A 25229-nucleotide genomic window follows, 5' to 3' on the forward strand; every position below is an offset into this window, starting at 1 on the left:
AGGGGCGTGGACCTGGACGCGCTCCGCCGTGAGCAGCACAAGCGCCGGCTCTCCTGGATGCCGTGGCTCTATTTCAGCCTCAAGCCCCGCCACCGCGAATGGGCGGAGGCCTGGCAGCGCGAGGTGCAGCAGCAGCTCCGCGACCTGGAGACAGTGGACATCGCGGAGGGGTGCTTCATCGCCCCGGAGGCGCGCATCTTCGCCGAGCCCGGGCGCACCGTCGTCATCGGCCCCGGGTGCAGCATCGCGGCGGACGTCTTCCTTCACGGCCCCGTGACGCTCGGCCCCCGGGTGAGCCTCAACGCCCGGGCGAGCCTGGACGGCGGCGCCGCGGGCATCCGCATCGGCGAGGGGACCCGCATCGCCACCGGCGCCACCCTCTATGCCTTCGACCATGGGCTGGCGCCTGACCGGCCGGTGCGCGAGCAGCCCGTCACCTCGCGGGGGGGCGTCATCGGCGCGGACGTGTGGGTGGGGGCCAACGCCGGCATCACCGACGGCGTCACGGTGGGGGACCACGCCGTGGTGGCCATGGGCGCCGTCGTCACCCGGGACGTCCCGGACTGGGCCATCGTCGCGGGCGTGCCGGCCCGCGTCGTGGGGGACCGGCGCCAGCGGCCCCGCTCAGGTGCTCCGGGTGGGTGGGAGCCCGGAGACGGAGCGTGAAGTTCTCCCGCCTTCATTGACTTCCAGATATTGAGACCCAATATGCTTCGGGTGACGTCGCCACGGGAGGGGAACCGCAGGGTCTGGACTCGCTCCCGGCAGCCGTAGGCGCTGTCAGGGCTTCCGGCCCCTCTCCGATGAGGCGCCAAGGGAGGCCAGGCACGTGGCAGACGAGCAACGGGACGCGGCGGCGGTCAAGGACGCTCCCGGGAAGGCTTCAGGGACGGTCCCCGCGGACGTGGCGTGCGACCTGCTTTCCCCCATGAAGCCGCGAGCGGCACACGCCGGGAGCCAGGTGGAGTCCGAGCGCTTCCAGCACCTGTCCGAGCTGCTCCACGAGGTGGTGTTCCAACTCGACGCGCAGGGCCGCCTCACGGTGCTGGGCGGCGCGTGGGAGCGCCTCACCGGGACGCCGGTGGCGGACTGGCGCGGCCGCGCCCTGCTGGACGCCATCCACGCCGAGGACCGCGCGCGCGCCAGGGCCGTGCTGGCGTACACGCCTGACAGGCCCGCGCCGCGCGAGGAGGTGCGCCTGGACGTGGGCGGCGGCAGGGGTGTCCGCTGGGTGGAGCTGTCCGCCCGCGCCCTGGCCACGGTGCCGGGCGAGGTGATGGGGACGCTCCTGGACGTGACGTCGCGGCGCTCCGCCGAGGAGGCCGTCACCACCCGCGAGCGCTACCTGGAAGCCATGGTGCAGGTGCAGCGGCGGATGATGGGGCACGAGCTGCCGGACGACCTGTACGGCGCCGTGGTGGAGCCGCTGGGCCACGTCTCCGACGCCAGCCGCGTCTACGTCTTCGAGATGCACCTCGCCGAGGACGGCGCGCTGCTGGCGTCACAGCGCGCGGAGTGGTGCGCGCCGGGGGTCCCTCCCAACCTGGAGGACCCCAACATGCACGGCCTGCCCTTCAACGAGGCCCTGCGGCCCCACCAGTCCGAAAAGCTGCTGCGCGGCGAGCCGGTACAAGGCCAGCCGCGCGACTTCACGGAGATGCTGGCGCCCATGCTGGAGGCGCAGGGCGTGCGCTCCGTGCTCCTGCTGCCCTTGCATGTCCACGGGCAGCTCTTCGGCGTCATCGGCTTCGACAACTGCCGCGAGCCCCAGCGCTGGGGCCCCATCGAGGTGAACCTGCTGTCGGGCGCGGCGGGCGCGCTGTCCCTGGCGCTGGAGCAGCGCACGGCCAACGCGCTGCGCATGCGCACGGAGACGACGCTGCGGCGCACCGAGGCCGGCGTCCACCTGCTGATCGAGGCCTTCCCGGACCCGGTGCTGGTGCACGTGGGCGACGGCGTGCTGCTCTCCGTCAACCCGGCCCTGGTGCAGTACCTGGGCTTCCGCGACGCCTCGGAGCTGGTGGGCCGCCACATGCTGGACCTGGTCCGCCCCGAGGACCGGGGGGCCGCGCAGCTCCACCTGAGCCAGGCGCTGGAGGGCAAGAGCGCCGCGCGCGTGGTGGAGATGCCGCTGGTGCGCAGCGACGGCGAGGTGGTGGTGGCGGACCTGGTGACGCTGGCCGTGGTGCTGGACGGCTCGCCCGCGCGCATCACCGTGGCGCGCGACTTCACCGAGCGCAAGCGCACCCAGGCGCAGCTCATGCTGACCGACCGCATGGCCTCCATGGGCCTGCTCGCCGCCGGCATCGCGCACGAGCTGAACAACCCCCTGGCCTACGTGCTGTCCAACCTGGACTTCCTCCACAGCGCCGTGGGCGGCACGCGCCCGCGCATGCTCTCCCCGGAGGACCTGGTGGAGCTGAAGCAGGTGCTGGACGACGCCCGCGAGGGCGCCGAGCGCATGCGGCAAATCGTCCGCCAGCTCCGCGTCTTCTCCCGCGTGGAGGACGGCAAGGAGGAGTCGGTGGACATCCACGCCGTGCTCGAGTCCGTGTCGCAGATGGCCGCCAGCGTGGTGCGCGCCCGCGCCCGGCTGGTGAAGGACTACGGCGAGGTGCCGCTGGTGCGCGGCAACGAGGGCAAGCTGTTCCAGGTGTTCCTCAACCTCCTCATCAACGCCGCGCACGCCATCGAAGAGGGCGACTCGGAGGCGAACGAAATCCGCCTCACCACCCGCGTGGAGGTGGGCCGGGTGACGGTGGTGGTGAGCGACACCGGCCAGGGCATCCCCCCGGAGCACCTGCGCCGCATCTTCGACCCCTTCTTCACCACCAAGTCCTCCGGCCTGGGCACCGGCCTGGGGCTGTCCATCTGTGACACGATTGTGACGGCGCTGGGCGGCCACATCTCCGTGGAGTCGTCGGTGGGCGCGGGCACCACCTTCCGCGTGGCGCTCAGCGCCGCGCCGCCCAAGGCTCCGGTCAACCGGCCAGGCGGGTGAGCGCCGCGAGGGCCGCCGTCACCTCCGGCCCTCGCGCGGACTGTGGCCCTCTCGACGGCTCATTCTTCCGGTACTGCGTGCCCGCCCCGAGGCGTTATCCCCTTCCACTCCAGGGAGATGTTCCCTGGCGCCTTGGAGGCAGGCCATGCGCACCCACTTCGTCCGGCACCTGCTGGCGCTCTCGCTCGTGCTCGCGACGGGGGCCCAGGCGGCCCACCAGCCATGGCGGACCTCCCCGCACCCGGAAGCCGCCGCCTCCGGCCTGACGGGCGCGTGTGAGGGCTCCCAGGACTTCCTGCTGGGCGCGGGCAGCGCCGACATCACCGGCCCCGCCGCGGAGGTGGGGATGATGGGCTACGGCATGGTGGAGCAGCAGACCACCGGCATCCACCAGCGGCTGCGCTCGCGCGCGTTCGTCATCGCCTCGCCCTGCAACGGCAAGCGGGTGGCCTTCGTCAGCGCGGACCTGGGCATGGTGTTCCAGGCGGTGAAGCAGCAGGTCGTGGAGCGGCTGCGCGCGCGCTACGGCGACCTCTACACCGACGACAACGTGCTGCTGAGCGCCACCCACACCCACTCCGGGCCGGGGGGCTATTCGCACTACACCTTCTACAACCTCACCACGCTGGGCTTCTCGCCCCAGAACTTCGAGGCCATCGTCTCCGGCATCGTCGCCTCCATCGTCCGGGCGCATGAGCGGCTCGCCGGGGGCACCGTGCGCGTGGCCTCGGGGGAGTTGCTGGGCGCCAGCCGCAACCGCTCCCCCGACGCCTACCTGCTCAACCCGGCCGAGGAGCGCGCCCGCTACGCGCTCGACGTGGACACGCGGATGACGCTGTTGCGCCTCACCCGCGCGGACGGCGCCGACGTGGGGCTCATCAACTGGTTCGCGGTGCACGCCACGTCCATGGGCAACGGCCACACCCTCATCAGCGGTGACAACAAGGGCCTGGCCGCGTCCCTCGCCGAGCAGGCGCACGGGGGCGATGGGGACGCCTTCGTCGCCGCCTTCGCCAACGCCAACGAGGGCGACGTGACGCCCAACATCCTGGGCGGCACCGACGGCGGCGGCGCCGACGACTTCGAGGACACGGCGATTTCCGGCCACAAGCAGCACGCCTTCGCCGCGAAGCTGTGGGCGCAGGCGAAGACGCCGCTCACGGGCGGCGTGGACTACCGGCACGCCTACGTGAAGATGGACGCGGTGGACGTGGCGCCGTCCTTCGCGGACGGCGCGCCGCGGCGCACCTGCCCGGCCGCCATCGGCGTGTCCATGCTGGCGGGCGCGGAGGACGGGCCCGGCGTGGGCGAGGAGGGCGTCACCTGCGCCGCGGGCCAGAATGCCTGGGGCCAGTTCAGTTGCTCGCTCACCACCACGCCGTGCCAGGCGGAGAAGCCCATCGTCCTGGAGACGGGCAGCATGCAGCCCTTCCCGTGGACGCCGGAGGTGCTGCCGCTGCAACTGGTCACCCTCGGCAACCTGGCGCTGGTGGCGGTGCCCTTCGAGCTGACGACCATGGCCGGCCGCCGCCTGCGCGACACCGTGGAGACGGCGCTGGCGCCCACCGGCGTGACGGACGTCGTCATCGCCGGCCTGTCCAACGCCTACTCCGGCTACGTGGCCACGCGCGAGGAGTACGCGCGCCAGGACTACGAAGGCGCCTCCACGCACTTCGGCCCGTGGACGCTCGCGGCCCTCCAGCAGCACTTCCACCTGCTGGCCACGTCGCTGCGGGACGGCGCGGGGGTGCCGCCCGGGCCCACGCCCCGGGATTTGCGCGGCGAGCAGCTCAGCCTCCAGCCCGGCGTGGTGTTCGACGACAAGCTCCTGTGGGTGGACTTCGGCGAGGTCGTCACCGACGCCCGGCCCACGTACGCGCGCGGCGACACGGCGAGCGTCACCTTCTGGGGCGGCCACCCGAAGAACGACCTGCGCCAGGAGGGCACCTTCCTGAAGGTGCAGCGGCGCGAGCCGGATGGCGCCTGGACGGACGTGGCCACCGACGCGGACCCGGCCACGCGCTACCAGTGGGGGCGTGAGAACTGCGTGCCCACCCTGGCGTGCTCGCACATCACCGTGACGTGGGACATCCCCACGGACGCGGCGCCGGGGACCTACCGGCTGGTCCACGACGGCAACTGGAAGTCGGGCTGGGACGGCAACGTGCGGCCCTACACCGGCGCGTCGCGGACCTTCACCGTGAAGTGACGCACCTGGCGCGCCTCACAGCACCACCTCCGCGCGCATCAGCGTGGACGCGGGGGTGGTCAGCCGGTGGGGCTGCACGCGGCGGATGAGCTCGCACAGCCGGGCGGACGGGTTGATGAACTGCACGCCCACGCCCGTGGACAGCATGCCCCACGTCTGCGCCTGGGCCGCGTCCACGTGCCGCACCACCTCGCCCGCGCACTCCACCAATTCACCCGCGAGCAGCAGGGTGAACTCCAGCCGGTTGAACAGGCGGGGGAAGGGGTCCGCGCAGCACATGAAGAGCCCACCCCGGCTCAGCTCCGTGCACAGCACCTCCACGTCCCCCGTGCCCGAGCGGCGCCGCACCCGCGCCACCCACGTCAGCGGCGGGGTGAGCGCGTTGGGCTCCGTCGCGGGGCCCTCCGTGTCCAGCCAGGCCAGGGACGGCACCGGGGTGTGGCTCCGCGGCGGCGGCGTTTCGGAGGCCAGGGCGTCCGCCAGCGGCTGGGCGGCGGCCAGCAGCAGGGCCTCCTTGAACTCCAGCGCCGTGGCGTAGCGGTCCTCGCAGCGGCGGGACAGCGCGCGCAGCAGCACCTCCGACAGCGCGGGCGGTATTCCGGGAGTCAGCAGGTGCGGCGGCGGCGCGCCCACCGGCCCCGTGCCCAGCGCCAGCTCCACCATCTGCCCCCGCTCGAAGGGGAGCTGCCCGGTGGACAGGTAGTAGGCCGTCACCGCCAGCGCGTAGATGTCCGCGCGCCCGTCCACCGGCTGCCCCGCGGACTGCTCCGGCGCCATGTACGCCGGCGTGCCCAGGACGATGCCCGCCGCCGTCTCGTCCTCGCCCGGGTGGGGCCGGCGCGCCTTGGCCACCCCGAAGTCCAGCACGCGCAGGGTGGGCGGCTCCCCCGCGTGCCGCACCACGAAGAGGTTGTCCGGCTTCAAGTCCCGGTGCACCACGCCGCACCGGTGCGCCGCGTCCAGCGCGTCACACGCCTGCGCCAGCAGCGTCACCAGCGGCCCGGGCGCCATGGGCCGGGGCAGGTGCGACATGGGCACGCCCTCCAGGTACTCCATGACGAAGTAGTGGAGGCCGCCCGGCGCCTCGTTGATGTCGAAGATGTGGACGATGTTGGGGTGGCCCACCACGTTGACCGTGCGCGCCTCCGCGTAGAACCGCGCGCGCAGGCTCTCGTCCCGGCCCAGGTGAGGGTGCAGCACCTTCACCGCCACCCGCGCGCCAATGCGCGTCTGCTCGCCCTGGTAGACGGTGCCCATCCCTCCAGCGCCCAGCCGGCGGACCAGCCGGTAACTACCCAACGTCTGGCCCGTGAGGTCCACGGGAGGGGCCTCCGCGTCGCCCGTGGACAGGTACACCTGCGTCCAGGGCTCGCCGCCACACGCCACATCGTGAGGATGCTCGGTCAGACAGAGCTCGCAGTGCATGGTTCCCTGAAGCAGACACCAGGGTGGCGCCCGGGCGCGCCTCACCCCGGGCACGCACCGTCTGTCAGGTGGCAATGCGCCGCCGCTCCGTCGACCAGCCGACCCGCGACTCCTGCCGTGGGACGGCTGGCCTCAGCTCGCGGCGAAGGGGGCGGCGTCGACGCGCACACCCACGTACGACGGGAAGCGCGGCACGCCGTCGTTGGACAGCTCCTGGTAGCGGAAGGTGATGATGGCACCCACGGGGGGCGGCGCCGCGCGCTCCGCGTCCGACAGGCCGGTGCCCACGTTGAAGCGCTTGCCGTCGCGCAGCTCCACCTCCAGCGCGCCCAGGCGGCCCTTGTGGCGGCCCGCGCCGGGGACGTGGCCCACCACGCGCGCCTCGTCATCCTTGAAGCTCTTCACCTTGAGCAGCGTGTGCGAGCGCCCCGCCTCGTAGCGCGAGCCGGGCTGGCGCAGCATGAGGCCTTCTCCACCCAGGCCCTCCACGCGCGCCAGCTCCGCGCGCAGGTGCGGCGTGCCGTCGCAGCGCGCATGGGCGTGCCACTGGGCATACGCGGGCTTCGCCTCCTCCATCCACTGGCGGCAGCGCTCCAGCCGCGCCTCGAAGGCGCCGTCCACGCCGGGCGCGTCGAAGACGACGAAGGCCAGCTCCTTCCAGTCGTCGCCGCGGTCCTGCCGGCGGACGATGCTCACCGTGCGCTGGAAGCGCTTGCGTCCGCCGAACAGCTCCCCGTCGAGCGGGAAGTCCGGCAGCCCCGCGGTGAACCACTCCGGCGCGAGGAACGCGTTGCCCAGGCGCGACCAGAACTGCTTGCCGTCCCAGTACGCGCGCACGCCGTCCAGCTTCTCGCTCATCCACCAGCCGGTGAGGTCCACGTCGTTCTCCCATGACTGGGCCAGCAGCAGGGGCGGGGCCTTGGAGTCGTCGGTGGCGGACGGGGTCCTCGCCGGGCGCGCGGGCGCCGTGGTCGCGTCACCGCCGATGCGCGCGTCCTCCGCCGCGTCACCGCGCACGCGGCGCAGGTGCTTGCAGGTGCGCCGCTCGATGGCCACCGACTGGTTGCGCCAGGCGGGGCAGGAGCACGAGTACACCCCGCCGGTGTTCTTGAGGATGTAGGGCTTGGCGCCCGAGCCCTTCACCGAGACCTGCTCTCCGTCCGCGATGTCCGCCATGACCGACCCTCCCTGCCGCGTTCCGGGCGGCGATGGGATGAAGCATACCCCCGGGGTCCGACGTCCCGGGACGTGATGCGGTGGGCATTCCGCCCGGGAAGGGGTGGCGCGAGGCCGCCGGGCGCCCCACGATGTGGAGTGGGCCCCGGCAAGCCAGGAGGAGTCGCGTCAATGGTCGTCATCGTCATGGGGGTGTCCGGAGCGGGGAAGACGACGGTGGGGCGCACCCTGGCGGCCGAGCTGGGCTGGCGCTTCGTCGACGCGGATGACCTGCACCCGCGCTCCAACGTGATGAAGATGGCCGCGGGCGCGGCGCTGACGGACGAGGACCGCGCGCCCTGGCTGCGCAAGCTGCGCGACGAGGTGGCCCAGGCGCTGTCGCGGGGCGAGGACGTGGTGATGGCGTTCTCCGGCCTCAAGCAGGCCTACCGCACGCTGCTGGAGGCGCTGGACCCCGCGCACGTGAAGTGGGTCTTCCTGCACGCGCCGCATGAGGTGCTCGCGCGCCGCATCTCCCAGCGCCAGGGGCACTTCATGCCCGCGACCCTGCTGGAGAGTCAGCTGGCGACCATGGAGGTGCCCGAGCGCGCCCTCAGCGTGGACGTGACGCCCCCGCCGGCGGACATCGTGAAGCGCATCCGTGACGGGCTCGGCGTTTGAATCAGGGGCCGGCCCGCCCCCTGGCCGCCCGGCTGGTGTATAGCGCGCTGTCGGGTTGCCACCTTTCCCCTCTTCGCCTTCCAACCGAGGACTCGCGCCATGCCTCCTTCTCCGACATCTCCGTTGTCCGCCCAGGAAGCCCTCGCCCAGCTCCGGGCGGGCAACCAGCGCTTCGCCCTGAATGCGCGCAGCTCGGAGAACCCGCTCGGCCGCTCCGCGCGGCAGGCGCTGGTGGCGGGGCAGAGCCCCTTCGCCATCATCCTCTCGTGCTCGGACTCGCGCGCCCCGTCGGAGTACATCTTCGACCAGGGCCTGGGGGATTTGTTCGTCATCCGCGTGGCGGGCAACGTCGTCGCGCCGTCGCTGGTGGGCAGCGTGGAGTTCGCCGCGGCGAAGTTCGGCACGCGCCTGGCGGTGGTGATGGGGCACTCGCACTGCGGCGCGGTCCAGGCCACGCTGGACTACGTGCGTGACGGCAAGGGCGCGCCGTCCGACAACATCCGCGACATCGTGGAGCGCTGCCGCGAGCCGGTGACGACGGTGGTGCACGCCGCCGGGCCGGACGCGGACCCGGAGTTCCTGATGAAGCAGGCCGTCCGCGCCAACATCCGCAACTCCTGCGACCACCTCCGGCACGGCAGCCGCCTGCTGGAGAAGCTGTGCCAGGAGGAGGGGATGCTCATCGTCGGCGCCGAGTACTCGCTGGAGACCGGCGCGGTCGACTTCTTCGACGGCGTCTGAGGAGAGGGCACGTCCATGAAGAAGCTGGTCAACGCCCCGCGCGCGGTGGTGCGGGAGATGCTCGAGGGGCTCGTCTCGCTCTCCCCCGGACAGGTGCTGCTGGAGGGCGAGTCCGTGGTGATGCGCGCCGACGCGCCGTCCGACGTCCACGCGCGCAAGGTGGCCGTCCTCTCCGGCGGTGGCAGCGGCCATGAGCCGGCGCACGCGGGCTACGTGGGCGCGGGCATGCTGGACGCGGCGGTGGCCGGGGACGTCTTCACCTCGCCTTCCACGGACGCCGTCCTCGCCGCCATCCGCGCCGTCGCGGGGCCCGCGGGCGCGCTGCTCATCGTGAAGAACTACACCGGGGACCGGCTCAACTTCGGGCTCGCCGCCGAGCTGGCGCGCGCCGAGGGCATCCCCGTGGAGACGGTGGTGGTGGCGGACGACGTGTCCCTGCACGACACGGTGGAGCCCGCGCGGCGCCGGGGCATCGCCGGCACGGTGCTGGTGCACAAGGTCGCGGGCGCGGCGGCGGCGGCGGGCGCGCCGCTCCAGGACGTCCTCCGCGAGGCCACCGCGGCGGCGGAGGCGCTGGGCACCATGGGCGTGGCGCTGGGGCCCTGCACCGTGCCCGCGGCGGGCAAGCCCGGCTTCACGCTGGGCGAGGACGAAATCGAGCTGGGCCTGGGCATCCACGGCGAGCAGGGCGTGCGGCGCGCGCCCATGCAGCCCGCGGACCGCCTGGTGGACACGCTGCTCACCACCATCGTCGAGGACCGCCGCATCAGCTCCGGAGACCGCGTGGTGCTCATGGTCAACGGATTGGGTGGAACGCCGCCCATGGAGCTGGCCATCGTCGCCCGGCACGCGCTGGCCGCGCTCCGTCAGGGCGGCATCCGCGTGGAGCGGGCCTGGAGCGGGACGTTCCTCTCCGCGCTGGAGATGCCGGGCTGCTCGCTCACGTTGCTGAAGGTGGACGACGCGCGGCTGGCCCGCCTGGACGCGGCGGCGGACGCGCCCGCGTGGCCTGGCGCGGGACGGATTCCGGACGAGCCGCGGATGCACCGGCCTCCGTCCGCCGCGGCTTCGGCGCCGCTGGCGGCGGAAGCACCGCTGCCGGGGATGGACCCCTTCCGCGCGGCGGCCCTGCGGGTGGCGGACGCGTTCGAGCTGTCGGAGGCCCGGCTGACGGCGCTCGACAGCGCGGCGGGAGATGGCGACCTGGGTATCAGCCTGGTGCGTGGCGCCGAGGCGATTCGCGCGCTGCCGGGGGACGTGTGGACCCGCCCATCGCGGGCGCTGACGGCCATTGGCAACGCCCTGCGGCGCGGCATTGGAGGCAGCTCGGGCCCCTTCTATGCGACGGCGCTGCTGCGCGCCGCGCGCCGGCTGGCGGAAGGGCCCGCGGATGCCGCCGCGTGGGCGGAGGCCTTCGACCTGGCCGTCACCGCCGTGTCGGACCTGGGCGGCGCGCGGCCCGGGGACCGGACCATGCTGGACGCGCTGCGGCCCGCGGCGGAGGCCTTCGCGAAGGCGGTGCGGGAAGGGCAGTCCGCGCGCGACGCCTGGACCGCGGCGGTGCGGGCCGCGGAAGCGGGTGAAGAGGCGACGTCCCAGATGCAGCCGCGCCTGGGCCGTGCCAGCTACCTGGGGGCGCGCGCCGTCGGTGTTCCGGACGCGGGCGCCGCCGCCGTCGTTGTCTGGATGAAGGCGCTGACGCCCGCCATCGGCTGAGCGCCGCCAAGGGCCCGTGCTCGAGTCCTTCGTCGACCTGGCGCGGGCCAGGACGTGACGGCGCGGGCGCGAGGCCCCCGGTGAACGGCGAGAGCCGCGACGGGCGCGAGGCCCACCGCGGCTCTCAGGAGCGTCTCGCACGAGGGGCGGACGCTAGATTCTGCCCATCCCGCCTACTGCACCCAGCGCTTGCTGGTCTGGTACACGTCCACCAGCGGGGAGACCAGGGTGATGCGCGGCCCCCAGCGGGTGGCGTCCTCCAGGTCCTCGGCCCGCAGGGATTTCAGTGAAAGAATTTCCGACATACAGGCCAGCGGGGCGTGCTGCCAGACCCGGGTGAGGTCGTCGGCCGTCACGTCGCCGATGAGCTCGCCGTGCACCTCGTCCACCACCGGCAGCCGGCTCAGTCCATACCGCTGCATCAGCGACAGCGCCCTCACCACCGTGTCCTTCGGGAAGAGGGTCACCGCCTTCGCCACCGTGTCCTTGCGCTCCATGTACAGTTCCGTCATTTCCCACCTCGCCGCCCTGTTGTTGCCCTGCGAGGCACAGAAGCAAAACGGTTGCCAACAGCGGCGCGCCCGCCCGCCAGGGACGGGGTGGCAGGCGAGGGCTGGTTGATGTCGCCGGGGTGACAGTCCTCCAGGGGCGGCGTGGGCCCGCGGCGGGCTACAGCCGGATGCCCACCGAGGTCCGGAGCTGGGTGTCGAGCTTGGGGACGCCCAGGGGCGGGGAGTTGTCGAAGGTGAGGTTGAAGCCAATGGCGACCGACAGGCGCGCGTTGGGCTTCACCTCGAAGATGGTGTCGTTGAGCAGGCGGATATCCGCGGGGTTCGTCACGCGGGGCTGGGCGTAGAGCGTCTGCACCAGGAAGACGTTCTCCATGAACTCCAGCCGCCCCAGCACGTAGCTGGACAGGCGCGGGTCGGTGCGGAACTTCCCGGCGTCCGGCTCGGCGTCCCGGCGGATGCGCTCATGCTCCAGCATCAGCGCCAGCCCCACCACGAGCGTGGCCTTCTTGTCCGTCAGGACCTTCACCCGGGGCCCCGCGCCCAGCAGGGCCCGGAACTGGATGCGGCGGAACTCGTCGAACTCGTGCTGGGCGAACACCTCGCCGGAGAGCCGCTCCGTGAAGCCGTAGCGGTAGCGGACGTGCTCCATCACCTTGCTGACGATGACCTCCTCGGCGGCGAAGGCGTACTCGCCGCGCACGACGCCCAGCCAGGTGTGCTTCTCCGTGCGCCACTGGCCCAGCAATGCGCCGCGCAAGCTGAACAGGTCGATGCTGCCCGTGCGCCAGTCCGCGCCCAGGTCCACGGCCACGGAATGCCCCGGGCCCATGTTCTCGTCGAACAACGCCTGGACGTTGATGATTTGCGCCGACGCCGTTGCCGCATGGAGCCATGCGAGCAGCAGCACCCACCTGCCGCCTGATTTCACTCCCGCCATGGCGTGGGTCTGCACTGTTGGCCGGCCCGTTTCAAGCGCGCCCGCGCGCCTCAGGGCAGGCGCTCCACCGTGGCCCCCGCGCGCTCCAGCAGCTCGCGGTACCAGTCGAAGGCGCGCGCGGTGCGCTCGCCCAGGGCCTTGGCGCCCCAGAGCACCGTGAGGGTGCGGCGGGTGTCCGCGTTCGTCTTGGTGCGCTGCGCGTCCTTCACCGCGTTGGCGCAGGGGCCCTCCGCGTCGAAGAGGCACAGCAGTCCCGCCAGGTCGATGCTCTGCCCGGACGCGTTGAAGACGTACTGCGCGCCCTCCGGGGCCACGCCGACGCGGAAGGGCGCGGTGGCCCGGTCCAGGTCCACCACGCTGATGGGCAGGCCGCTGTGCAGGGACACCGCGTTGCAGGCGTCCACGGCCAGGTTGATGGCGCCCAGCGAGCCGTCCCCCGAGGCCCGCACCAGGTACTCCGACGCGGGCTTGCCGCGCCCGGTGGGCTTGTAGCCGCCGTGGCGGAGCATGTCGCGGATGGCGCCGCGCACGGTGTCGTCACTGGCCAGGGGCGCGGTGGCGCCGGGCTTCAGCAGGGCCACCAGCCACTCCGGGGAGGGCAGCCCGCCCAGCGGCCCGGGGAAGGTGGTGGTGAAGGCCAGCGTGTCCAGGGAGGGGTGGGCGTCGACGGTCAGCACGGCGCGGCAGTCTACGCCACGGCCGGAGTGGGGGCAGGTCCCACTTCCTGCCTGGGACGGAGGGCTCCCCCGCCTGTCCGCTCCCGTGCAAGAGAAGTGGCTTTCCAGCAGTTCGGAACATTCTTCCCGAGGCGCGCTACGTGGCATAAGGGCGCCGCACCCGCTTCCGGGCCCCCCGTACGCACATGATTCGTCTCGACAACATCAGCAAGCAGAACGGCCAGCAGATTCTCTTCATCGAGGCCTCCGCGGCGCTCCACAAGGGGGAGAAGGTCGGGCTCGTCGGTCCCAACGGCGCCGGCAAGACGACGCTGTTCCGGATGATTACCAGCCAGGAGCACCCCGACGAGGGCCAGGTCGCCGTCGACCGGGGCGTCACCATTGGCTACTTCAGCCAGGACGTGGGGGAGATGGAGGGCCGCAGCGCCGCCGCCGAGGTCATGGACGGCGCGGGCCCGGTGAGCACCGTGGCCGCCGAGCTGAAGGAGCTGGAGGCCGCCATGGCCGACCCGGACCAGGCGGACGACATGGACAAGCTCGTGGAGCGCTACGGCCTGGTGCAGGGGCGCTTCGAGGAGCTGGGCGGCTACGCGCTGGAGGGCCGCGCGCGGGAGATTCTGGCGGGCCTGGGCTTCAGCCAGGAGATGATGGACGGCGACGTGGGCGCGCTGTCGGGCGGTTGGAAGATGCGCGTGGCGCTGGCCCGCATCCTCCTGATGCGCCCGGACGCGATGCTGCTCGACGAGCCGAGCAACCACCTGGACCTCGAGAGCCTCATCTGGCTGGAGGCGTTCCTCAAGAACTACGACGGCGCGCTGCTGATGACGTCGCACGACCGCGAGTTCATGAACCGCATCGTGAACAAGGTGGTCGAAATCGACGGCGGCTCGCTGTCGACCTACACCGGAAACTACGAGTTCTACGAGCAGCAGCGGGCCATGAACGAGAAGCAGCAGCAGGCGCAGTTCGAGCGCCAGCAGGCCATGCTCGCCAAGGAGCTGAAGTTCATCGAGCGCTTCAAGGCGCGCGCCTCGCACGCCGCGCAGGTGCAGAGCCGCGTGAAGAAGCTGGAGAAGATTGAGCGCGTGGAGCCGCCCAAGCGCCGCCAGACGGTGCTCTTCGAGTTCCAGCCCGCGCCGCGCTCGGGCGACGACGTGGTGAGCCTGAAGAACGTGCACAAGGCTTATGGCTCGCGGACCATCTACGAGGGGCTGGACTTCCTGGTGCGCCGCACGGAGCGCTGGGCCGTCATGGGCGTCAACGGCGCGGGCAAGTCCACGCTGCTGAAGCTGGTGACGGGCTCCACGCAGCCGGACGAGGGCAACGTGGCCCTGGGTGGCAGCGTGAAGATGGGCTACTTCGCCCAGCACGCCATGGACCTGCTGGACGGCGAGCGGACGGTGTTCCAGTCGCTGGAGGACGCCTTCCCGCGCGCGGGGCAGGGCTCGCTGCGGGCGCTGGCCGGCTGCTTCGGCTTCTCCGGGGACGAGGTGGAGAAGAAGTGTCGCGTGCTGTCCGGTGGTGAGAAGGCCCGGCTCGTGATGGCGAAGATGCTCTTCGACCCGCCGAACTTCCTGGTGCTGGACGAGCCCACCAACCACCTGGACATGGCCACGAAGGAGATGCTGATTACGGCGCTCTCCCGCTACGAGGGGACGATGCTCTTCGTCTCCCACGACCGTCACTTCCTGGCCGCGCTGTCCAACCGCGTGCTGGAGCTGACGCCCGAGGGCATCCACCAGTACGGCGGCGGCTACACCGAGTACGTGGCCCGCACCGGCCAGGAAGCGCCCGGCCTGCGAAGCTGAGGCGGCGCTCAGGGCTCCACGCGGCCCCGTGCCGCCAGGGTGCTTCGGAGCGCTCGCATCTCGCCCAGCAGCTCCTTCGCGGCGCCCAGCGTCGCGGCCGAGGGGCCCGCTGACACGGGGAGGGCGGCTGGCTCGGGATGCTGCGGCTCACCCAGCCCGGCGTCCCGGTGCATGCGCACCCGCGCCATGATGACGTCGCGAATCTCCTCGGGGTTGTCCACGCCGCGGAAGTGGGCCTCGTGCAGGCCCTCGGTGTGTGACGCGTCAGCGTCCGCCGAGCCGCCCTTGCTGCCGCCGCCCGCCGTCTCCACCTTCACGTCGGCGATGCCGAACAGCCGCTGGAGCGGGTTCTGCCGGATGGAGACCTGCTGGATGTTGGCGAAGGTCATCGTCTTCTCCTGGAGCGAGACGAGCCCTTCCCGGATGCGCAGGCTCCGGTCGGAGAGGATGTACCAGCGGTACTCGTAGTCGAGCCACGCCACCAGGAAGGTGATGGGGGCCTGCACGGCGAAGGCGAGCCAGGCGAACAGCTCGAAGATGAAGAAGACGGTGCCCGCGTATTCGTAGGGCAGGTGCGGGACGAACCGGTTCTTCACCGCCACCCAGGTGAAAATCAGGCCCACCACGACGCCAGCCTGCCGCAGGCCCCAGCGGAGCAACTGGAGCTGGCGATGGGCCTGTGCGGCGCGGAACACGCGCACCGCCGCGCCCTCTGGGATGTGCGGCGCGGGGGGCACCTTCAGCAGGCGCAGGAACCAGGCGGGCGCGGCGTCAGACATCCTGCTTCTCCCGCGGGTCGCCGCCGCCCAGGCTCAGCCGCAGGGCCCGCACCTCGGAGGCAATCTCCTGGAGCGTCGCCGCGAGCTCATCGGAAGCCCCCGGCGCGGCGTGCGCCGCGTCGTGCGAGGGCGCGGCGCGCTCCCGGCTCCCCCGCATCTTCGAGTAGAGGAAGTCCCGCATGGCGGCGAACTCGGGGATGCCCTCGATGGTGATTTCCGCGTGCGAGTTGCCGCTGGCCGTCTGGATTTGGATTCGCGCCAGGCCCAGCCAGCGCTCCATCACGTTGCTGGACAGGTGGATGTCCTGGATGCGCGCGTAGGTGAGGGACACCTCGCGCCGGAAGAGGATGCCCCAGCGGACGGTGATGCCCTCGGCGTCCAGTGAGTAGCGCAGCGTCTGGTACTTGAAGTAGCGGATGAGCCCGAGGATGGGAAAGCCGGGCCCGGCGAGCAGCGCGCTCACGAGGTAGTAGGCGAGCAGGCTGCGGTGCGGTTGCAGCACCGTGGGCAGGCGCGACAGGAAGCCCCCGTCACCGGGGACCATCGTCAGAGGGGAGGGCGACCCCGAGGCTGTCATGTGCGGCTCCCCGGCAGGCGTTCTTGAAAGAGACGGCTCAGGCACTACGGACCCCAGCATCTCCCATTTCACGCCTATTCGAACAGCCGCCCCGCCAGCCGCGCCAGCTTCTGCGCCTTGCCCGTGAAGGGCGGGAAGAACAGGTGGACCAGGGAGGTGCGCCCCTGGCGCAGCACCGCGCGCTCGTGGCTGAAGGTCCGGAAGCCCGCCTCGCCGTGGTAGGCGCCCAGGCCGCTGGTGCCCACGCCCCCGAAGGGCAGGTTCGGGTTCACGTTGTGCAGCACCACCGTGTTGATGCACGCGCCGCCCGAGCGCGTGTCCCGCAGCAGCCGCTCCACCGCGGCCTCGTCGTTGCTGAAGACATAGAGCGCCAGGGGCTTGCCGTCCTCGCGCACGTGCGAGACGACTTCATCCAGGGACTCGAAGCGCAGCACCGGCAGCACCGGGCCGAAAACCTCCTCGGCCATGATGGGCGCGTCTGGCGCCACGTCCGCGAGCACCGTGGGCGCGATGTAGCGCGACTCCGCGTCCACGCCGCCGCCCGTCACCACCCGCGCGCCGGCCTCCACGGTGCGGTCCATCAACTGGCGCACCCGCGTGAAGGCGCCGTCATCCACCATGCGGCACAGGTCGGCGCTCGCGCGGCGCGCCTCCTCCGTGCGGCCGTAGAAGCGCTCCAGGGTGGCCTTCATCGCCTCCAGCAGCGCCTCTTCCCTCGACGCGTGGACCCAGACGTGGTCAGGGGCGATGCACGTCTGCCCGCCGTTGAGGAACTTGCCCCACACCACGCGCTCGGCGGCGGCCTCCACGTCCGCCGTCTCGTCGACGATGACGGGCGACTTGCCACCCAGCTCCAGCGTCACGCTGGCCAGGTGCTTCGCCGCCGCCTCCATCACCCGCCGGCCCACGCGGGCGCCGCCGGTGAAGAAGAAGTGGTCGAAGGGCAGCCTCAGCAGCGCCTCGCCCACCTCCGGGCCGCCCTCCACCACCGCGACCTCCTCCGGGGGGAAGACGTCCTTCACCAGCGCCGCGATGAATCGCGACGTGTTCGGCGTCTTCTCGCTGGGCTTGCACAGCACGGCGTTGCCCGCCGCCACCGCGGCCACCAGCGGGGCCGCCAGCAGGTGGAAGGGGTGGTTCCATGGGGCCAGCACCAGCACCACGCCCCGGGGCTCGTACCGCACCAAGCTGGAGGTGCCGGTGAGCAGCAGGGGCGTGGCGGCCTTGCGGGGCTTCATCCACGTCTTGAGGTGCTTCTGGATGGAGGCCAGCTCCATCAGGACGGGGAGGACCTCGGTGGCCTCCACCTCCGCGCGAGGCTTGCGGAAGTCGGCGTGGAGCGCCTCGGCCAGGGCCTCGCGCCGGGAGATGAGCAGCGTCTTGAGCTGCTCCAGCCGGGCCAGCCGTTCCTTCACGCCGCGGCGCGCCACCTCCCAGCGATGCGCGTGGAGGCGGTCGAACGCCTCCTGCACGCCGTCCGGCATCCGTGCCTCTTCCAGCTTCACCACGCGCATCGCCCGGCTCCTTCCGGAGGTGCCCCGGCCTGGGGTGCTACTCCAACAGCCGGGTCGCGCGGGAGGCCAATTCCTGCGCCTTCCCGCGGTACGGCGGGAAGAACACCGAAGCCAGCGACTTCATCCACTGAACCATCACGGCCCGCTCATGGCTGAACGTCTTGAAGCCGTAGTGGCCGTGGTAGTTCCCCAGGCCACTGGTCCCCACCCCGCCAAAGGGCAGGTTGGGGTTGGCCAGGTGGACGAGCACGTTGTTCACCACCGCGCCGCCCGAGGTGGTGTTCCGGAAGATGTCCTCCACCGCCCGCTTGTCCTGGCTGAACACGTAGAGCGCCAGGGGCTTCCCGCCCGCGCGGATGTGCGCGTAGACCTCTTCGCGGGACTGGAAGGTGAGCACCGGCAGCACGGGGCCGAAAATCTCCCCCTCCATCACCGGGTTCTCCGCCGTCACGCCAGACAGCACGGTGGGCGCGATGTAGCGCGAGGGCCCGTCCGCCTCCCCGCCCACCTCCAGCGTCGCTCCCGCGGCCACCGAGCGGTCAATCAGGTCCTTCACCCGCCGCCACGCCACCGGGTCCACCAGTCGCGTCAGGTCGGGGCTCGCCTGCCGCTCCTGCTCCGTGCCGCCGTAGAAGCGGGTGATGGCCGCCTTGAACGCGTCCAGGAACGCCCGCTCCTTCGACGCGTGCACGAAGACGTAGTCCGGCGCCACGCACGTCTGGCCGCCGTTGATGAACTTGCCCCAGCACAGGCGCTCCGCCGCCGCGGCGAGGTCCGCCGTCTCGTCGACGATGACGGGCGACTTGCCGCCCAGCTCCAGCGTCACGCTGGCCAGGTGCTTCGCCGCGGCCTCCATCACCTTGCGGCCGATGCGCGTGTTGCCGGTGAAGAAGATGTGGTCGAAGGGCAGCTCCAGCAGCGCCTCCGCCGTCTCCGCGCCGCCTTCGAACAGCGCCACCTCGTTCTCCGGGAACACGTCCTTCACCAGCCGCGCCAGGAAGCGCGAGGTGTTCGGCGTCTTCTCGCTGGGCTTGCAGATGACGGCGTTGCCCGCGGCGATGGCGGCCACCAGCGGCGACACCAGCAGGTTGAAGGGGTAGTTCCACGGCGACAGCAGCAGCACCGTGCCGCGCGCCTCGTAGCGCACGTGGCTCGACGAGCCCGCCAGCGGCATGGGCGTGCCCACGCGCGTGGGCTTCATCCACGACTTGAGGTGCCGCACCGTGTGGTTCAGCTCCTCCAGCGTGGGGTGCAGCTCCGTCAATTCCACCTCCACCGCGGGCTTGCGGAAGTCCGCGTGGATGGCGTCCGCCAGCTCCGCGCGGCGGCTGACGATGGCCTCGCGCAGCCGCTTCAGCCGGGCGATGCGTTCAGCGGCGGTGGAGCGCGACAGGTTCCAGCGGTTCGCGCGCTGGGCCTCGAACACCGCGCGGAGGCGCTCGGTGTCGGCGGTGGGCTGCGAGGCGGCGTGTGACGTGGCTTCGAGCATGGGGTTCTCCAGGGGTGGGGAAGGGGCTCAGCGGGACTCCAGCCCGCGAAGCAGGGTGGTGAGGGCCGCCGTCAGCTCGGCGGTGAAGTCCACGCGCAGCGGCGCCAGGTGCGGCTGGGCCTCCAGCACGTCGCGCGCGACGGGGGCCACGTCCGCCATCTGCCGCAGGCCCGTCACCAGCGCGTGCAGGTGGATGAAGAAGCGCGGGCCGTCACCCGCTTGAAGGAAGGGGAGCCGCTGCTCCACCTGTGCGCCCGCGCGGAGCAGCGCCGCCAGCAGCCGCTCCTTGAACGGGCGGAGCTGCTCGGCCGTCACGTTCTGCTCCAGCACCGTCTGCAGCAGCGCGAGCAGCCGCGTCAGGGCGACCTCTCCTTCGAGCGACTCGGCCACCGTGCGCGCCAGCCGGGGCCCCGTCCAGCCGGGCTCGCCCTGGGCCAGCAGGCCCTCCAGCCGGTCGAACCACGCGAAGAGCAGGTCCTCCAGCAGCGCCAGGAACAGCGCCTCCTTGGTGGGGAAGTAGAGGAACACCGTCCCCTTGGCCATCAGGGCCCGCCCCGCCACGTCCGCCATCTTCACCTCGGCGTAGGACGTCGCCTGGTACAGGGCCAGGGCCTCATCCAGGATGAGCCGCCGCCGCGCCTCCTTGTCCTCGTCCTTGCGCGCTCGCTGGGGCAGGGCCCGCTTCGCCTTCGCCGCCGTGTCGCCGACCATGCCGCATGAAGTAATGACCCCGGGTCATTCGTCAAGTGACTCAAGGTCATTTGTTCACCGGCTGGCTGGGTGGGGGTATGTGTGGTGAAGTGCGTGGCATGCGTCCCATCGAGGCGGAGCTCCTGTCGGGCAGTGCGCTGTACCGGGAGGTGGTGCTGGAGAAGCTGCTCCACGCCCGGGAGTCGGTGTGGATGGCCACGGCCAACGTGAAGGCGATGTTCGTGGAGCACGGGGGGCGCTTCGTCCCGCTGGTGGACGTGTTGGACACGCTGGCGGCGCGCGGGGTGGCGTTGCGCCTGCTCCACGCGGAGCTGCCGAGCCGGCCCTTCCGCGCCGCCTTTGACCGGCAGGCCCGGCTGGTGGCGGGGGGCCTGTCACTGAAGGTCTGCCCGCGCGTGCACTTCAAGGCGGTGGTGGTGGACGGCGCGTGGGCCTACCTGGGCAGCGCCAACCTCACCGGCGCGGGGCTGGGCGCCAAGGGCGAGTCGGCGCGCAACTTCGAGCTGGGCTTCGTCACCGAGGACTTCGACGTCATCGACCGCGTGACGGCGCTCTACGAAGCGGTGTGGAGCGGCGCGGAGTGCAAGGCGTGCAAGCTCCGAGCGGTCTGTCCCGACCCCATCCTGCCCGCGGGCAAGCGAGCGCCCACGCCGCGCCGTCCTCGTGCTGGCGCCACGCGCCTGGGCAAGGCACGCCGAATCCAACGGAGCACGAAAGGGGCCGGACGCTAGGCGGGCCACACCGCGCGTCGGGTGTGTCAGGCACGACGGAGTGCGGGCTGAAATCAGTCCCCGTCCGCTGTAGCGTGAGCGCTGTTTCGCGCGCTCCTCGTCTCGCATCAGGAAGCCTCTCGTGCGCCCGGCCACCGACTCCGCCACCTCACCTCCCGAGCTGGAATCCCAGCTCAAGCTGCGGCGCCGCAACTTCTTCCTGTGCGCCGCGGGGCTCGCGCTGTCGCTGGTGATGCAGCCGCTGACGCTGGGGCAGGTCGTCCCGCGGGTGCTCTGGGTCCACCTGGGCTGGTGCGCCGCCTTCATCTTCCTGGGCGTGGCGGTGGCGGCCCGGTGGCTGTCGCCGCCCACCATCGGCATGGGCGCCGCCGTCGTCAGCCTGGCGGGGCTCACGCTGGACATCCACTTCACGGGAGGCATCTACAGCCCCTTCTTCCCCTCGCTGTACGCGGTGCCGCTCATCATCTGCGTCTTCACGCCGGGGCACCGCCGTCCCACGCAGCTCGCGTGCGCGCTCACCTTGGTGTCCGTGTTGGTGACGTGCTGGGCCTCGGGGGCGCCGCTGCAGGTCGCCGTGTCGCAGGGCCTGTCCTTCGCATTCGTGGCGTGGGTGTCCGTGCTCGGCTCGCAGACGTTCCGCCGGCTGCGTGACGCGGAGCGGGCCGCGGGCGATGCGCGGATGGTGGCGCTGGAGCGGCTGGCGGAGAGCGAGCGGCTGCGCGCCCAGGCGGACCTGCACCGCGCGGAGATGGAGCGGCTGGCCCTGGTGGGGCAGTTGGCCGCGGGCGTGGCGCACCAGGTGAACAACCCGCTGTCCTATGTGAAGTCCAACCTGGGCTACCTGGACGAGGAGCTGCGCGAGCCGTCCCCGGACGTGGAGGACCTGCGCCGCGTGGTGGACGAGACGCAGCAGGGCGTGCTGCGCATCCAGCAAATCGTCACGGAGTTGCGCGACTTCTCCCGCGCCAACCCCCAGGACGACGAAGCCTGCGCGGTGGCGGAGGCGCTGGCGAAGGCGCGCTGGCTGGCGTCCGCGGAGCTGCGCGGCCTGAGCGAGGTGGTGGAGGACGTGGCGCCGGACCTGCCCCGCGTGCGCATGGGCCTGGGGCGGTTGGTGGAGGTGCTGGTGAAGCTGCTCCTCAACGCGGCCCAGGCGGTGGATGACGCGCAGCCCCGGCGCCCGGGCCGCGTCGTCCTGCGTGCCCGGACGTTCCAGGACGGCGTGCGGCTGGAGGTGGAGGACAACGGCCCGGGCATCCCCGAGTCCGTGCTGCCACGCCTCTTCGAGCCCTTCTCCGCCTTCCCGCGCGCCCGGGCCGCGGGGCTGGCGCTGTCGGTGTGCCGCGACCAGGTGGAGAGCGTCGGGGGGACCCTGTCGGCGGAGAACCACCCCGACGGCGGCACCCGCTTCGTCCTCGACCTGCGACAGGCCCCGGCCTGAGCGGAGCGGCGCCGAGGGACGGTGGAGCCCGCGCCCGAGTCAGCCGGTGCGCTGGCGGATGCCGGGCGACGTGGGCTCGTCGAAGAAGTCCCGGGGCGAGGCCTGGTCCACGAGCATCCCGTCGTCGATGAGCAGCACGTGGTCGGCCACCATGCGCGCCAGCGGGAGGTGCTGCGTGACGAGCACCACGGTGCGCTCGGCCCGCAGCATCAGCAGCCGCCGCGCGAGCCACCGGACGCTGTCGCCCGTCAGCCCCACCTCGGGCTCGTCCAGGAGCACCAGGGGCGCCTTGCTGGCGATGGCGGCGGTGAGCAGGGCCAGCCGCCACAACCCTTCGGGCAGCAGGGCCACGGGGCGCTCCCGCAGGCGGTCCAGCCGCACGGCCGCCGCGGGCGCACAGGCCCAGACGGACTCCAGCGTCTGGCGCGCGTCGGGGCCGAGCAGCTCACCCAGGCTGCGCGATTCCGCGGGCCGGGATTGGGGCACCACCGCCTGCGCCGACACGGGCAGGGAGAGCTCCCCCCGCACCCAGAAGTCCGCGCCGTCGCCGAGCCCGCCGTTGACCAGGGCCCGGAGCAGGGTGCTCTTGCCACTGCCGCCCGAGCCCAACACCACCGTGGTGCGCCGCCAGGGCAGGTCGAAGGAGAGCTTCGCCAGCACCGCGCGAGGGCCATAGCCGGCACCCAGGTTCCTGGCTTGAATCACGGCGCTGCGCTTCCTTGGGGGCGAGGGGGACGGCGTTCAGCGTGCGGCGGCCAGGACATCCGGTTCCGCCGCCGATCGGTGCGGTCCTCGATGCGCAGCTCCTCGAAGATGTCCCGGCCCGTCAGCTCGGAGAAGCACACCGCGGCGTGGCGCGGCGCGGGCACCATCGCCTGTACGAGCTGCGAAGACGCCTCCTCCTCGCACCGGCGCAGGTCCACCTGCCGCGCCAGGTGAACCGCATCCGTCAGCGCTGTCTGTAATTGACCGGGCGTCACGTTCCTTGATTTTGTAGTGTTTGTGGATAATTCGTGTCAAATCGCCGCGGAGTGCGGGAATCAGTCTGAAAGTCCGCTGAGACAGGGAACTCGCGCAGTCCCGCGCGTCCTTCATCGCACCCATCAGGTGTCAAAGACTTGCGCGTCGGCCGCCGCGACAAGCGCTCCGGCCTGACAAACTATGGGAATGTTGAGCGCCTGTGCTGGCTGGCACGGATTGCCGGGAGCCAGCGGCTTCCCGGCTCCGGGGCGAGGCTACTCGGGGACTTCGGGCGCGCCCACGGCGGGGGCCGGGCCGGCCGCCGCTGCCGCGTCCTCCAGCGACTCGACGGAGGGCGGCGTGTCCAGGCCCTGTGGCTGCCGCTGTCGGTCCCTCCAGGCGCTGGGGGATTCACCCACCAGCTTGCGGAAGAGGCTGCTGAAGTGCTGGAGCGAGGCGCAGCCCACCTCCACCGCCACGGCGGTGAGCTTCATGTTCGACTCGCGCAGCAGTGACTGCGCCATGCGCACCTGCACCGCGTTCAGCTCCGCCTGGAACGACGTGCTGGCCTCCTTCAGCCGCCGTTGCAGCGTCCGCTCGGACATGCCCATCTCCCGGGCCACGTCCGACAGGTTCACCTCCGGCAGCCGCCCCCGCATCACCTGGTGCAGCTCCCGCAGCAGGGGAGACTGGCCGGTGGCCTCCGCGACCAGGCCGTTGAGCTCCTCCAGCAGCGCCGCGGCCTGGGCCTCCGGCTGCCCCAGCCACTGCAGGGCGGTGTCCGGGGCGGTGAAGGCCCGGCTGGGGTAGGCGCCGGACAGCAGCGTGTAGAAGCCCCCCACCACCGCGCCCACCACGCCCTCGGGCCGCACCAACGCCTGCTTCAGCACGGAGGCGCTGAAGTCCTTCTCGCGGGGCTGCATGTATTTGACCAGGGCGGCAAAGGCCATGGGGTCGGCGGCCTCGAGCCGGCGCGCATCCACCAGCGAGGCGTGCGGTTTGGCGGGGGCCAGCTCCACGTCCAGCACCTGGACGAGCCGGCGCACCTCGGCCTCACCGGGGCGCCCCCAGAGGATGAAGCCGCACAGGTCCGCCGAGGCGTACCAGTGGAGGAAGCCCTCCCCGACTAGGTAACGGCCGTGGGGGTCCCGGAGGTAATCTTCGACTCCGTCTGCGGATCGCACGGCTTGGCAGAATAGCGCTTCGCCACCCGGGCCACCCACAACGGATTGATGGGGGATAGCCCGGTTGTCAGCTCTGGACGGAGCCTGGCCGTCCGGGCGAGCGTCTCCGTGAGGGCCGGCAGCTCGTACCAGGGCACCTGGGGCTTCAGGTGGTGGGCCTGGTGGTAGCCCGCGTTGAAGAACCAGCGGTTGTAGAAGGCGGAGTAGGACGTCGTCCCCAGGGCGTCCTTCTGCTCCGAGTCCGTTTCGAAGTGGGCCGCCAGGTTGAGCCAGTGGATGCAGAATTGCGTCACCAGCAGCACGCCCCACCAGGCCAGGCCCAGCGCGGGCTTCCAGACGACGAGCGCCAGCAGCAGGCCGTCCACCACCAGGAAGTCCACCCCCAGCTCCAGCCGCTGCTGCTTCTTCTTCGCCCACTGCCAGACCTGGCCCAGCGTCTCATAGGGCCACAGCCACGGCGTCAGCGCGTTGCGCAGGCAGTAGCGGAAGACGCGCTCTCCGGGGCGGCGGCGGCCCCAGTCTCCCGGACCGTCATCGTACCGGTGGTGGTTGAAGTGGTGGATGAAGTAGCCCCGGTAGGGGAAGCCACAGGCCATGCCCAGCGAGCGGGACACCAGCCAGTGCGCCAGCCTGGGCCGGGCAACGGGCACGTGCATGTGGTTGTGCAGGACGGCGTAGTTCCAGAAGCAGATGGCCCAGCCCAACAGGCACATGCCCAGCCGCCCCGGCCAGGGCAGCGCGTCCCAGCTCAGGATGAAGGCTGGGAACCACCCCCACCACAACGCGTGCACCGCGAGCTGCGGCAGGTCGGCTGAAGGGGGCGAGGGGCGGGCGGGGGTCATGAAGCATTCAGTACGCCCCCCCAGCAGCGGCTGCTTCACTCCACGCGCCAAGCGCTTGCGCCAGGGCGCAATCCGTCCGGCCCCTCACCACCCTTCAGGTGCCGGCCAGGGTCTGCACCGCCCCGGCCGGGTCCTCGCT

At 71.9% G+C, this 25229-nt stretch carries 23 protein-coding genes; 9 read left to right on the top strand and 14 right to left on the bottom strand.

The features are described 5' to 3' along the window. The first annotated feature begins 6 nt into the window (after nt 1-6). From MYMAC_RS03135 to MYMAC_RS03145, 3 genes are all read left to right on the top strand, one after another. On the top strand, nt 7-666 hold the full coding sequence (locus MYMAC_RS03135) for an acyltransferase (RefSeq protein WP_095956978.1): 660 nt from the start codon (nt 7-9) through the stop codon (nt 664-666). A 163-nt stretch (nt 667-829) separates the two neighbouring features. Continuing rightward, nucleotides 830-3001, top strand: a complete 2172-nt coding sequence (locus tag MYMAC_RS03140) for a GAF domain-containing sensor histidine kinase (protein ID WP_095956979.1) — start codon at nt 830-832, stop codon at nt 2999-3001. A 145-nt stretch (nt 3002-3146) separates the two neighbouring features. Next, on the top strand, nt 3147-5210 hold the full coding sequence (locus tag MYMAC_RS03145) for a neutral/alkaline ceramidase (RefSeq protein ID WP_095956980.1): 2064 nt from the start codon (nt 3147-3149) through the stop codon (nt 5208-5210). A gap of 15 nt (nt 5211-5225) precedes the next feature. On the opposite strand, the gene MYMAC_RS03150 is transcribed toward MYMAC_RS03145, so the two are convergent. Together MYMAC_RS03150 and MYMAC_RS03155 are read right to left on the bottom strand one after the other, a co-directional pair. Continuing rightward, the gene (locus tag MYMAC_RS03150; RefSeq protein WP_095956981.1) at nt 5226-6635 is read right to left on the bottom strand and encodes a serine/threonine-protein kinase; all 1410 of its coding nucleotides are present in this window, start codon (nt 6633-6635) and stop codon (nt 5226-5228) included. A gap of 132 nt (nt 6636-6767) precedes the next feature. Continuing rightward, entirely contained in the window at nt 6768-7811 is a 1044-nt protein-coding gene (locus tag MYMAC_RS03155) for a DNA ligase (protein ID WP_095956982.1), read from the bottom strand. A gap of 171 nt (nt 7812-7982) precedes the next feature. Here MYMAC_RS03155 and MYMAC_RS03160 point away from each other — a divergent pair, with 171 nt between their 5' ends. The 3 genes from MYMAC_RS03160 (at nt 7983) to MYMAC_RS03170 (ending at nt 10928) form a co-directional block, all read left to right on the top strand. After that, nucleotides 7983-8471, top strand: a complete 489-nt coding sequence (locus tag MYMAC_RS03160; RefSeq protein ID WP_095956983.1) for a gluconokinase — start codon at nt 7983-7985, stop codon at nt 8469-8471. 99 nt (nt 8472-8570) lie between these two features. Next, nucleotides 8571-9212 carry a carbonic anhydrase gene (locus tag MYMAC_RS03165; RefSeq protein ID WP_095956984.1) on the top strand — a complete coding sequence of 214 codons (642 nt, stop codon included), beginning with the start codon at nt 8571-8573 and terminating at the stop codon, nt 9210-9212. 15 nt (nt 9213-9227) lie between these two features. Next, nucleotides 9228-10928, top strand: a complete 1701-nt coding sequence (locus tag MYMAC_RS03170) for a dihydroxyacetone kinase family protein (RefSeq protein WP_095956985.1) — start codon at nt 9228-9230, stop codon at nt 10926-10928. A 173-nt stretch (nt 10929-11101) separates the two neighbouring features. On the opposite strand, the gene MYMAC_RS03175 is transcribed toward MYMAC_RS03170, so the two are convergent. From MYMAC_RS03175 to MYMAC_RS03185, 3 genes are all read right to left on the bottom strand, one after another. Continuing rightward, complete coding sequence (locus MYMAC_RS03175; protein WP_013936237.1) at nt 11102-11440, bottom strand: CBS domain-containing protein; 339 nt, start codon at nt 11438-11440, stop codon at nt 11102-11104. 157 nt (nt 11441-11597) lie between these two features. Further along, nucleotides 11598-12347, bottom strand: a complete 750-nt coding sequence (locus MYMAC_RS03180) for a DUF481 domain-containing protein (protein WP_239989317.1) — start codon at nt 12345-12347, stop codon at nt 11598-11600. Nucleotides 12348-12427: 80 nt separating this feature from the next. Next, the gene (locus MYMAC_RS03185; RefSeq protein WP_095956986.1) at nt 12428-13054 is read right to left on the bottom strand and encodes a phenylalanine--tRNA ligase beta subunit-related protein; all 627 of its coding nucleotides are present in this window, start codon (nt 13052-13054) and stop codon (nt 12428-12430) included. Nucleotides 13055-13239: 185 nt separating this feature from the next. On the opposite strand from MYMAC_RS03185, the gene MYMAC_RS03190 reads away from it, so the two are divergent. After that, the gene (locus tag MYMAC_RS03190; RefSeq protein ID WP_095956987.1) at nt 13240-14862 is read left to right on the top strand and encodes an ABC-F family ATP-binding cassette domain-containing protein; all 1623 of its coding nucleotides are present in this window, start codon (nt 13240-13242) and stop codon (nt 14860-14862) included. A gap of 8 nt (nt 14863-14870) precedes the next feature. Here the strand turns inward: MYMAC_RS03190 and MYMAC_RS03195 are convergent, their stop codons facing one another. The 5 genes from MYMAC_RS03195 to MYMAC_RS03215 all read right to left on the bottom strand — a co-directional run bounded on the left by MYMAC_RS03195 (nt 14871) and on the right by MYMAC_RS03215 (nt 19932). Continuing rightward, on the bottom strand, nt 14871-15641 hold the full coding sequence (locus tag MYMAC_RS03195) for a PH domain-containing protein (protein WP_095956988.1): 771 nt from the start codon (nt 15639-15641) through the stop codon (nt 14871-14873). Beyond that, complete coding sequence (locus MYMAC_RS03200; RefSeq protein WP_095956989.1) at nt 15634-16218, bottom strand: PH domain-containing protein; 585 nt, start codon at nt 16216-16218, stop codon at nt 15634-15636. Before MYMAC_RS03200 ends, MYMAC_RS03195 begins: the two co-directional genes overlap by 8 nt. Nucleotides 16219-16292: 74 nt before the next feature. Then, entirely contained in the window at nt 16293-17732 is a 1440-nt protein-coding gene (locus MYMAC_RS03205; RefSeq protein WP_095956990.1) for an aldehyde dehydrogenase family protein, read from the bottom strand. Between the two features lie 37 nt (nt 17733-17769). Continuing rightward, a complete protein-coding gene (locus MYMAC_RS03210) occupies nt 17770-19221 on the bottom strand; it encodes an aldehyde dehydrogenase family protein (protein WP_095956991.1) in 1452 nt (483 codons plus the stop codon). Nucleotides 19222-19248: 27 nt separating this feature from the next. Further along, nucleotides 19249-19932, bottom strand: coding sequence for a TetR/AcrR family transcriptional regulator (locus tag MYMAC_RS03215; protein ID WP_095956992.1), 684 nt, complete (start codon nt 19930-19932; stop codon nt 19249-19251). A gap of 98 nt (nt 19933-20030) precedes the next feature. Here MYMAC_RS03215 and MYMAC_RS03220 point away from each other — a divergent pair, with 98 nt between their 5' ends. Together MYMAC_RS03220 and MYMAC_RS03225 are read left to right on the top strand one after the other, a co-directional pair. Further along, entirely contained in the window at nt 20031-20663 is a 633-nt protein-coding gene (locus tag MYMAC_RS03220; RefSeq protein ID WP_013936226.1) for a phospholipase D-like domain-containing protein, read from the top strand. Nucleotides 20664-20784: 121 nt separating this feature from the next. Beyond that, nucleotides 20785-22104 (top strand): sensor histidine kinase, encoded by a 1320-nt coding sequence (locus MYMAC_RS03225; RefSeq protein WP_095956993.1) that lies wholly within the window; start codon nt 20785-20787, stop codon nt 22102-22104. 39 nt (nt 22105-22143) lie between these two features. Here the strand turns inward: MYMAC_RS03225 and MYMAC_RS03230 are convergent, their stop codons facing one another. The 4 genes from MYMAC_RS03230 to MYMAC_RS03245 all read right to left on the bottom strand — a co-directional run bounded on the left by MYMAC_RS03230 (nt 22144) and on the right by MYMAC_RS03245 (nt 25090). Further along, on the bottom strand, nt 22144-22809 hold the full coding sequence (locus tag MYMAC_RS03230) for an ATP-binding cassette domain-containing protein (protein ID WP_095956994.1): 666 nt from the start codon (nt 22807-22809) through the stop codon (nt 22144-22146). Continuing rightward, nucleotides 22806-23084, bottom strand: coding sequence for a hypothetical protein (locus MYMAC_RS03235; protein ID WP_095956995.1), 279 nt, complete (start codon nt 23082-23084; stop codon nt 22806-22808). The genes MYMAC_RS03230 and MYMAC_RS03235 overlap by 4 nt, the downstream gene beginning before the upstream one ends. Nucleotides 23085-23339: 255 nt before the next feature. Beyond that, nucleotides 23340-24110, bottom strand: coding sequence for a helix-turn-helix transcriptional regulator (locus tag MYMAC_RS03240; RefSeq protein ID WP_095956996.1), 771 nt, complete (start codon nt 24108-24110; stop codon nt 23340-23342). Between the two features lie 80 nt (nt 24111-24190). After that, on the bottom strand, nt 24191-25090 hold the full coding sequence (locus MYMAC_RS03245) for a fatty acid desaturase family protein (RefSeq protein WP_204817349.1): 900 nt from the start codon (nt 25088-25090) through the stop codon (nt 24191-24193). Nucleotides 25091-25229 lie beyond the last annotated feature (139 nt).

Source organism: Corallococcus macrosporus DSM 14697, from assembly GCF_002305895.1.
GTDB classification, from domain to species: Bacteria; Myxococcota; Myxococcia; order Myxococcales; family Myxococcaceae; genus Myxococcus; species Myxococcus macrosporus.

Coding starts and splice junctions, on each gene's coding strand:
- MYMAC_RS03145 (WP_095956980.1), top strand. CDS start 3,147: ATGCGCACCCACTTCGTCCGGCACCTGCTGGCGCTCTCGCTCGTGCTC.
- MYMAC_RS03175 (WP_013936237.1), bottom strand. CDS start 11,440: ATGACGGAACTGTACATGGAGCGCAAGGACACGGTGGCGAAGGCGGTG.
- MYMAC_RS03200 (WP_095956989.1), bottom strand. CDS start 16,218: ATGACAGCCTCGGGGTCGCCCTCCCCTCTGACGATGGTCCCCGGTGAC.
- MYMAC_RS03165 (WP_095956984.1), top strand. CDS start 8,571: ATGCCTCCTTCTCCGACATCTCCGTTGTCCGCCCAGGAAGCCCTCGCC.
- MYMAC_RS03245 (WP_204817349.1), bottom strand. CDS start 25,090: ATGACCCCCGCCCGCCCCTCGCCCCCTTCAGCCGACCTGCCGCAGCTC.
- MYMAC_RS03215 (WP_095956992.1), bottom strand. CDS start 19,932: ATGGTCGGCGACACGGCGGCGAAGGCGAAGCGGGCCCTGCCCCAGCGA.
- MYMAC_RS03170 (WP_095956985.1), top strand. CDS start 9,228: ATGAAGAAGCTGGTCAACGCCCCGCGCGCGGTGGTGCGGGAGATGCTC.
- MYMAC_RS03220 (WP_013936226.1), top strand. CDS start 20,031: ATGCGTCCCATCGAGGCGGAGCTCCTGTCGGGCAGTGCGCTGTACCGG.
- MYMAC_RS03155 (WP_095956982.1), bottom strand. CDS start 7,811: ATGGCGGACATCGCGGACGGAGAGCAGGTCTCGGTGAAGGGCTCGGGC.
- MYMAC_RS03190 (WP_095956987.1), top strand. CDS start 13,240: ATGATTCGTCTCGACAACATCAGCAAGCAGAACGGCCAGCAGATTCTC.
- MYMAC_RS03210 (WP_095956991.1), bottom strand. CDS start 19,221: ATGCTCGAAGCCACGTCACACGCCGCCTCGCAGCCCACCGCCGACACC.
- MYMAC_RS03205 (WP_095956990.1), bottom strand. CDS start 17,732: ATGCGCGTGGTGAAGCTGGAAGAGGCACGGATGCCGGACGGCGTGCAG.
- MYMAC_RS03195 (WP_095956988.1), bottom strand. CDS start 15,641: ATGTCTGACGCCGCGCCCGCCTGGTTCCTGCGCCTGCTGAAGGTGCCC.
- MYMAC_RS03160 (WP_095956983.1), top strand. CDS start 7,983: ATGGTCGTCATCGTCATGGGGGTGTCCGGAGCGGGGAAGACGACGGTG.
- MYMAC_RS03150 (WP_095956981.1), bottom strand. CDS start 6,635: ATGCACTGCGAGCTCTGTCTGACCGAGCATCCTCACGATGTGGCGTGT.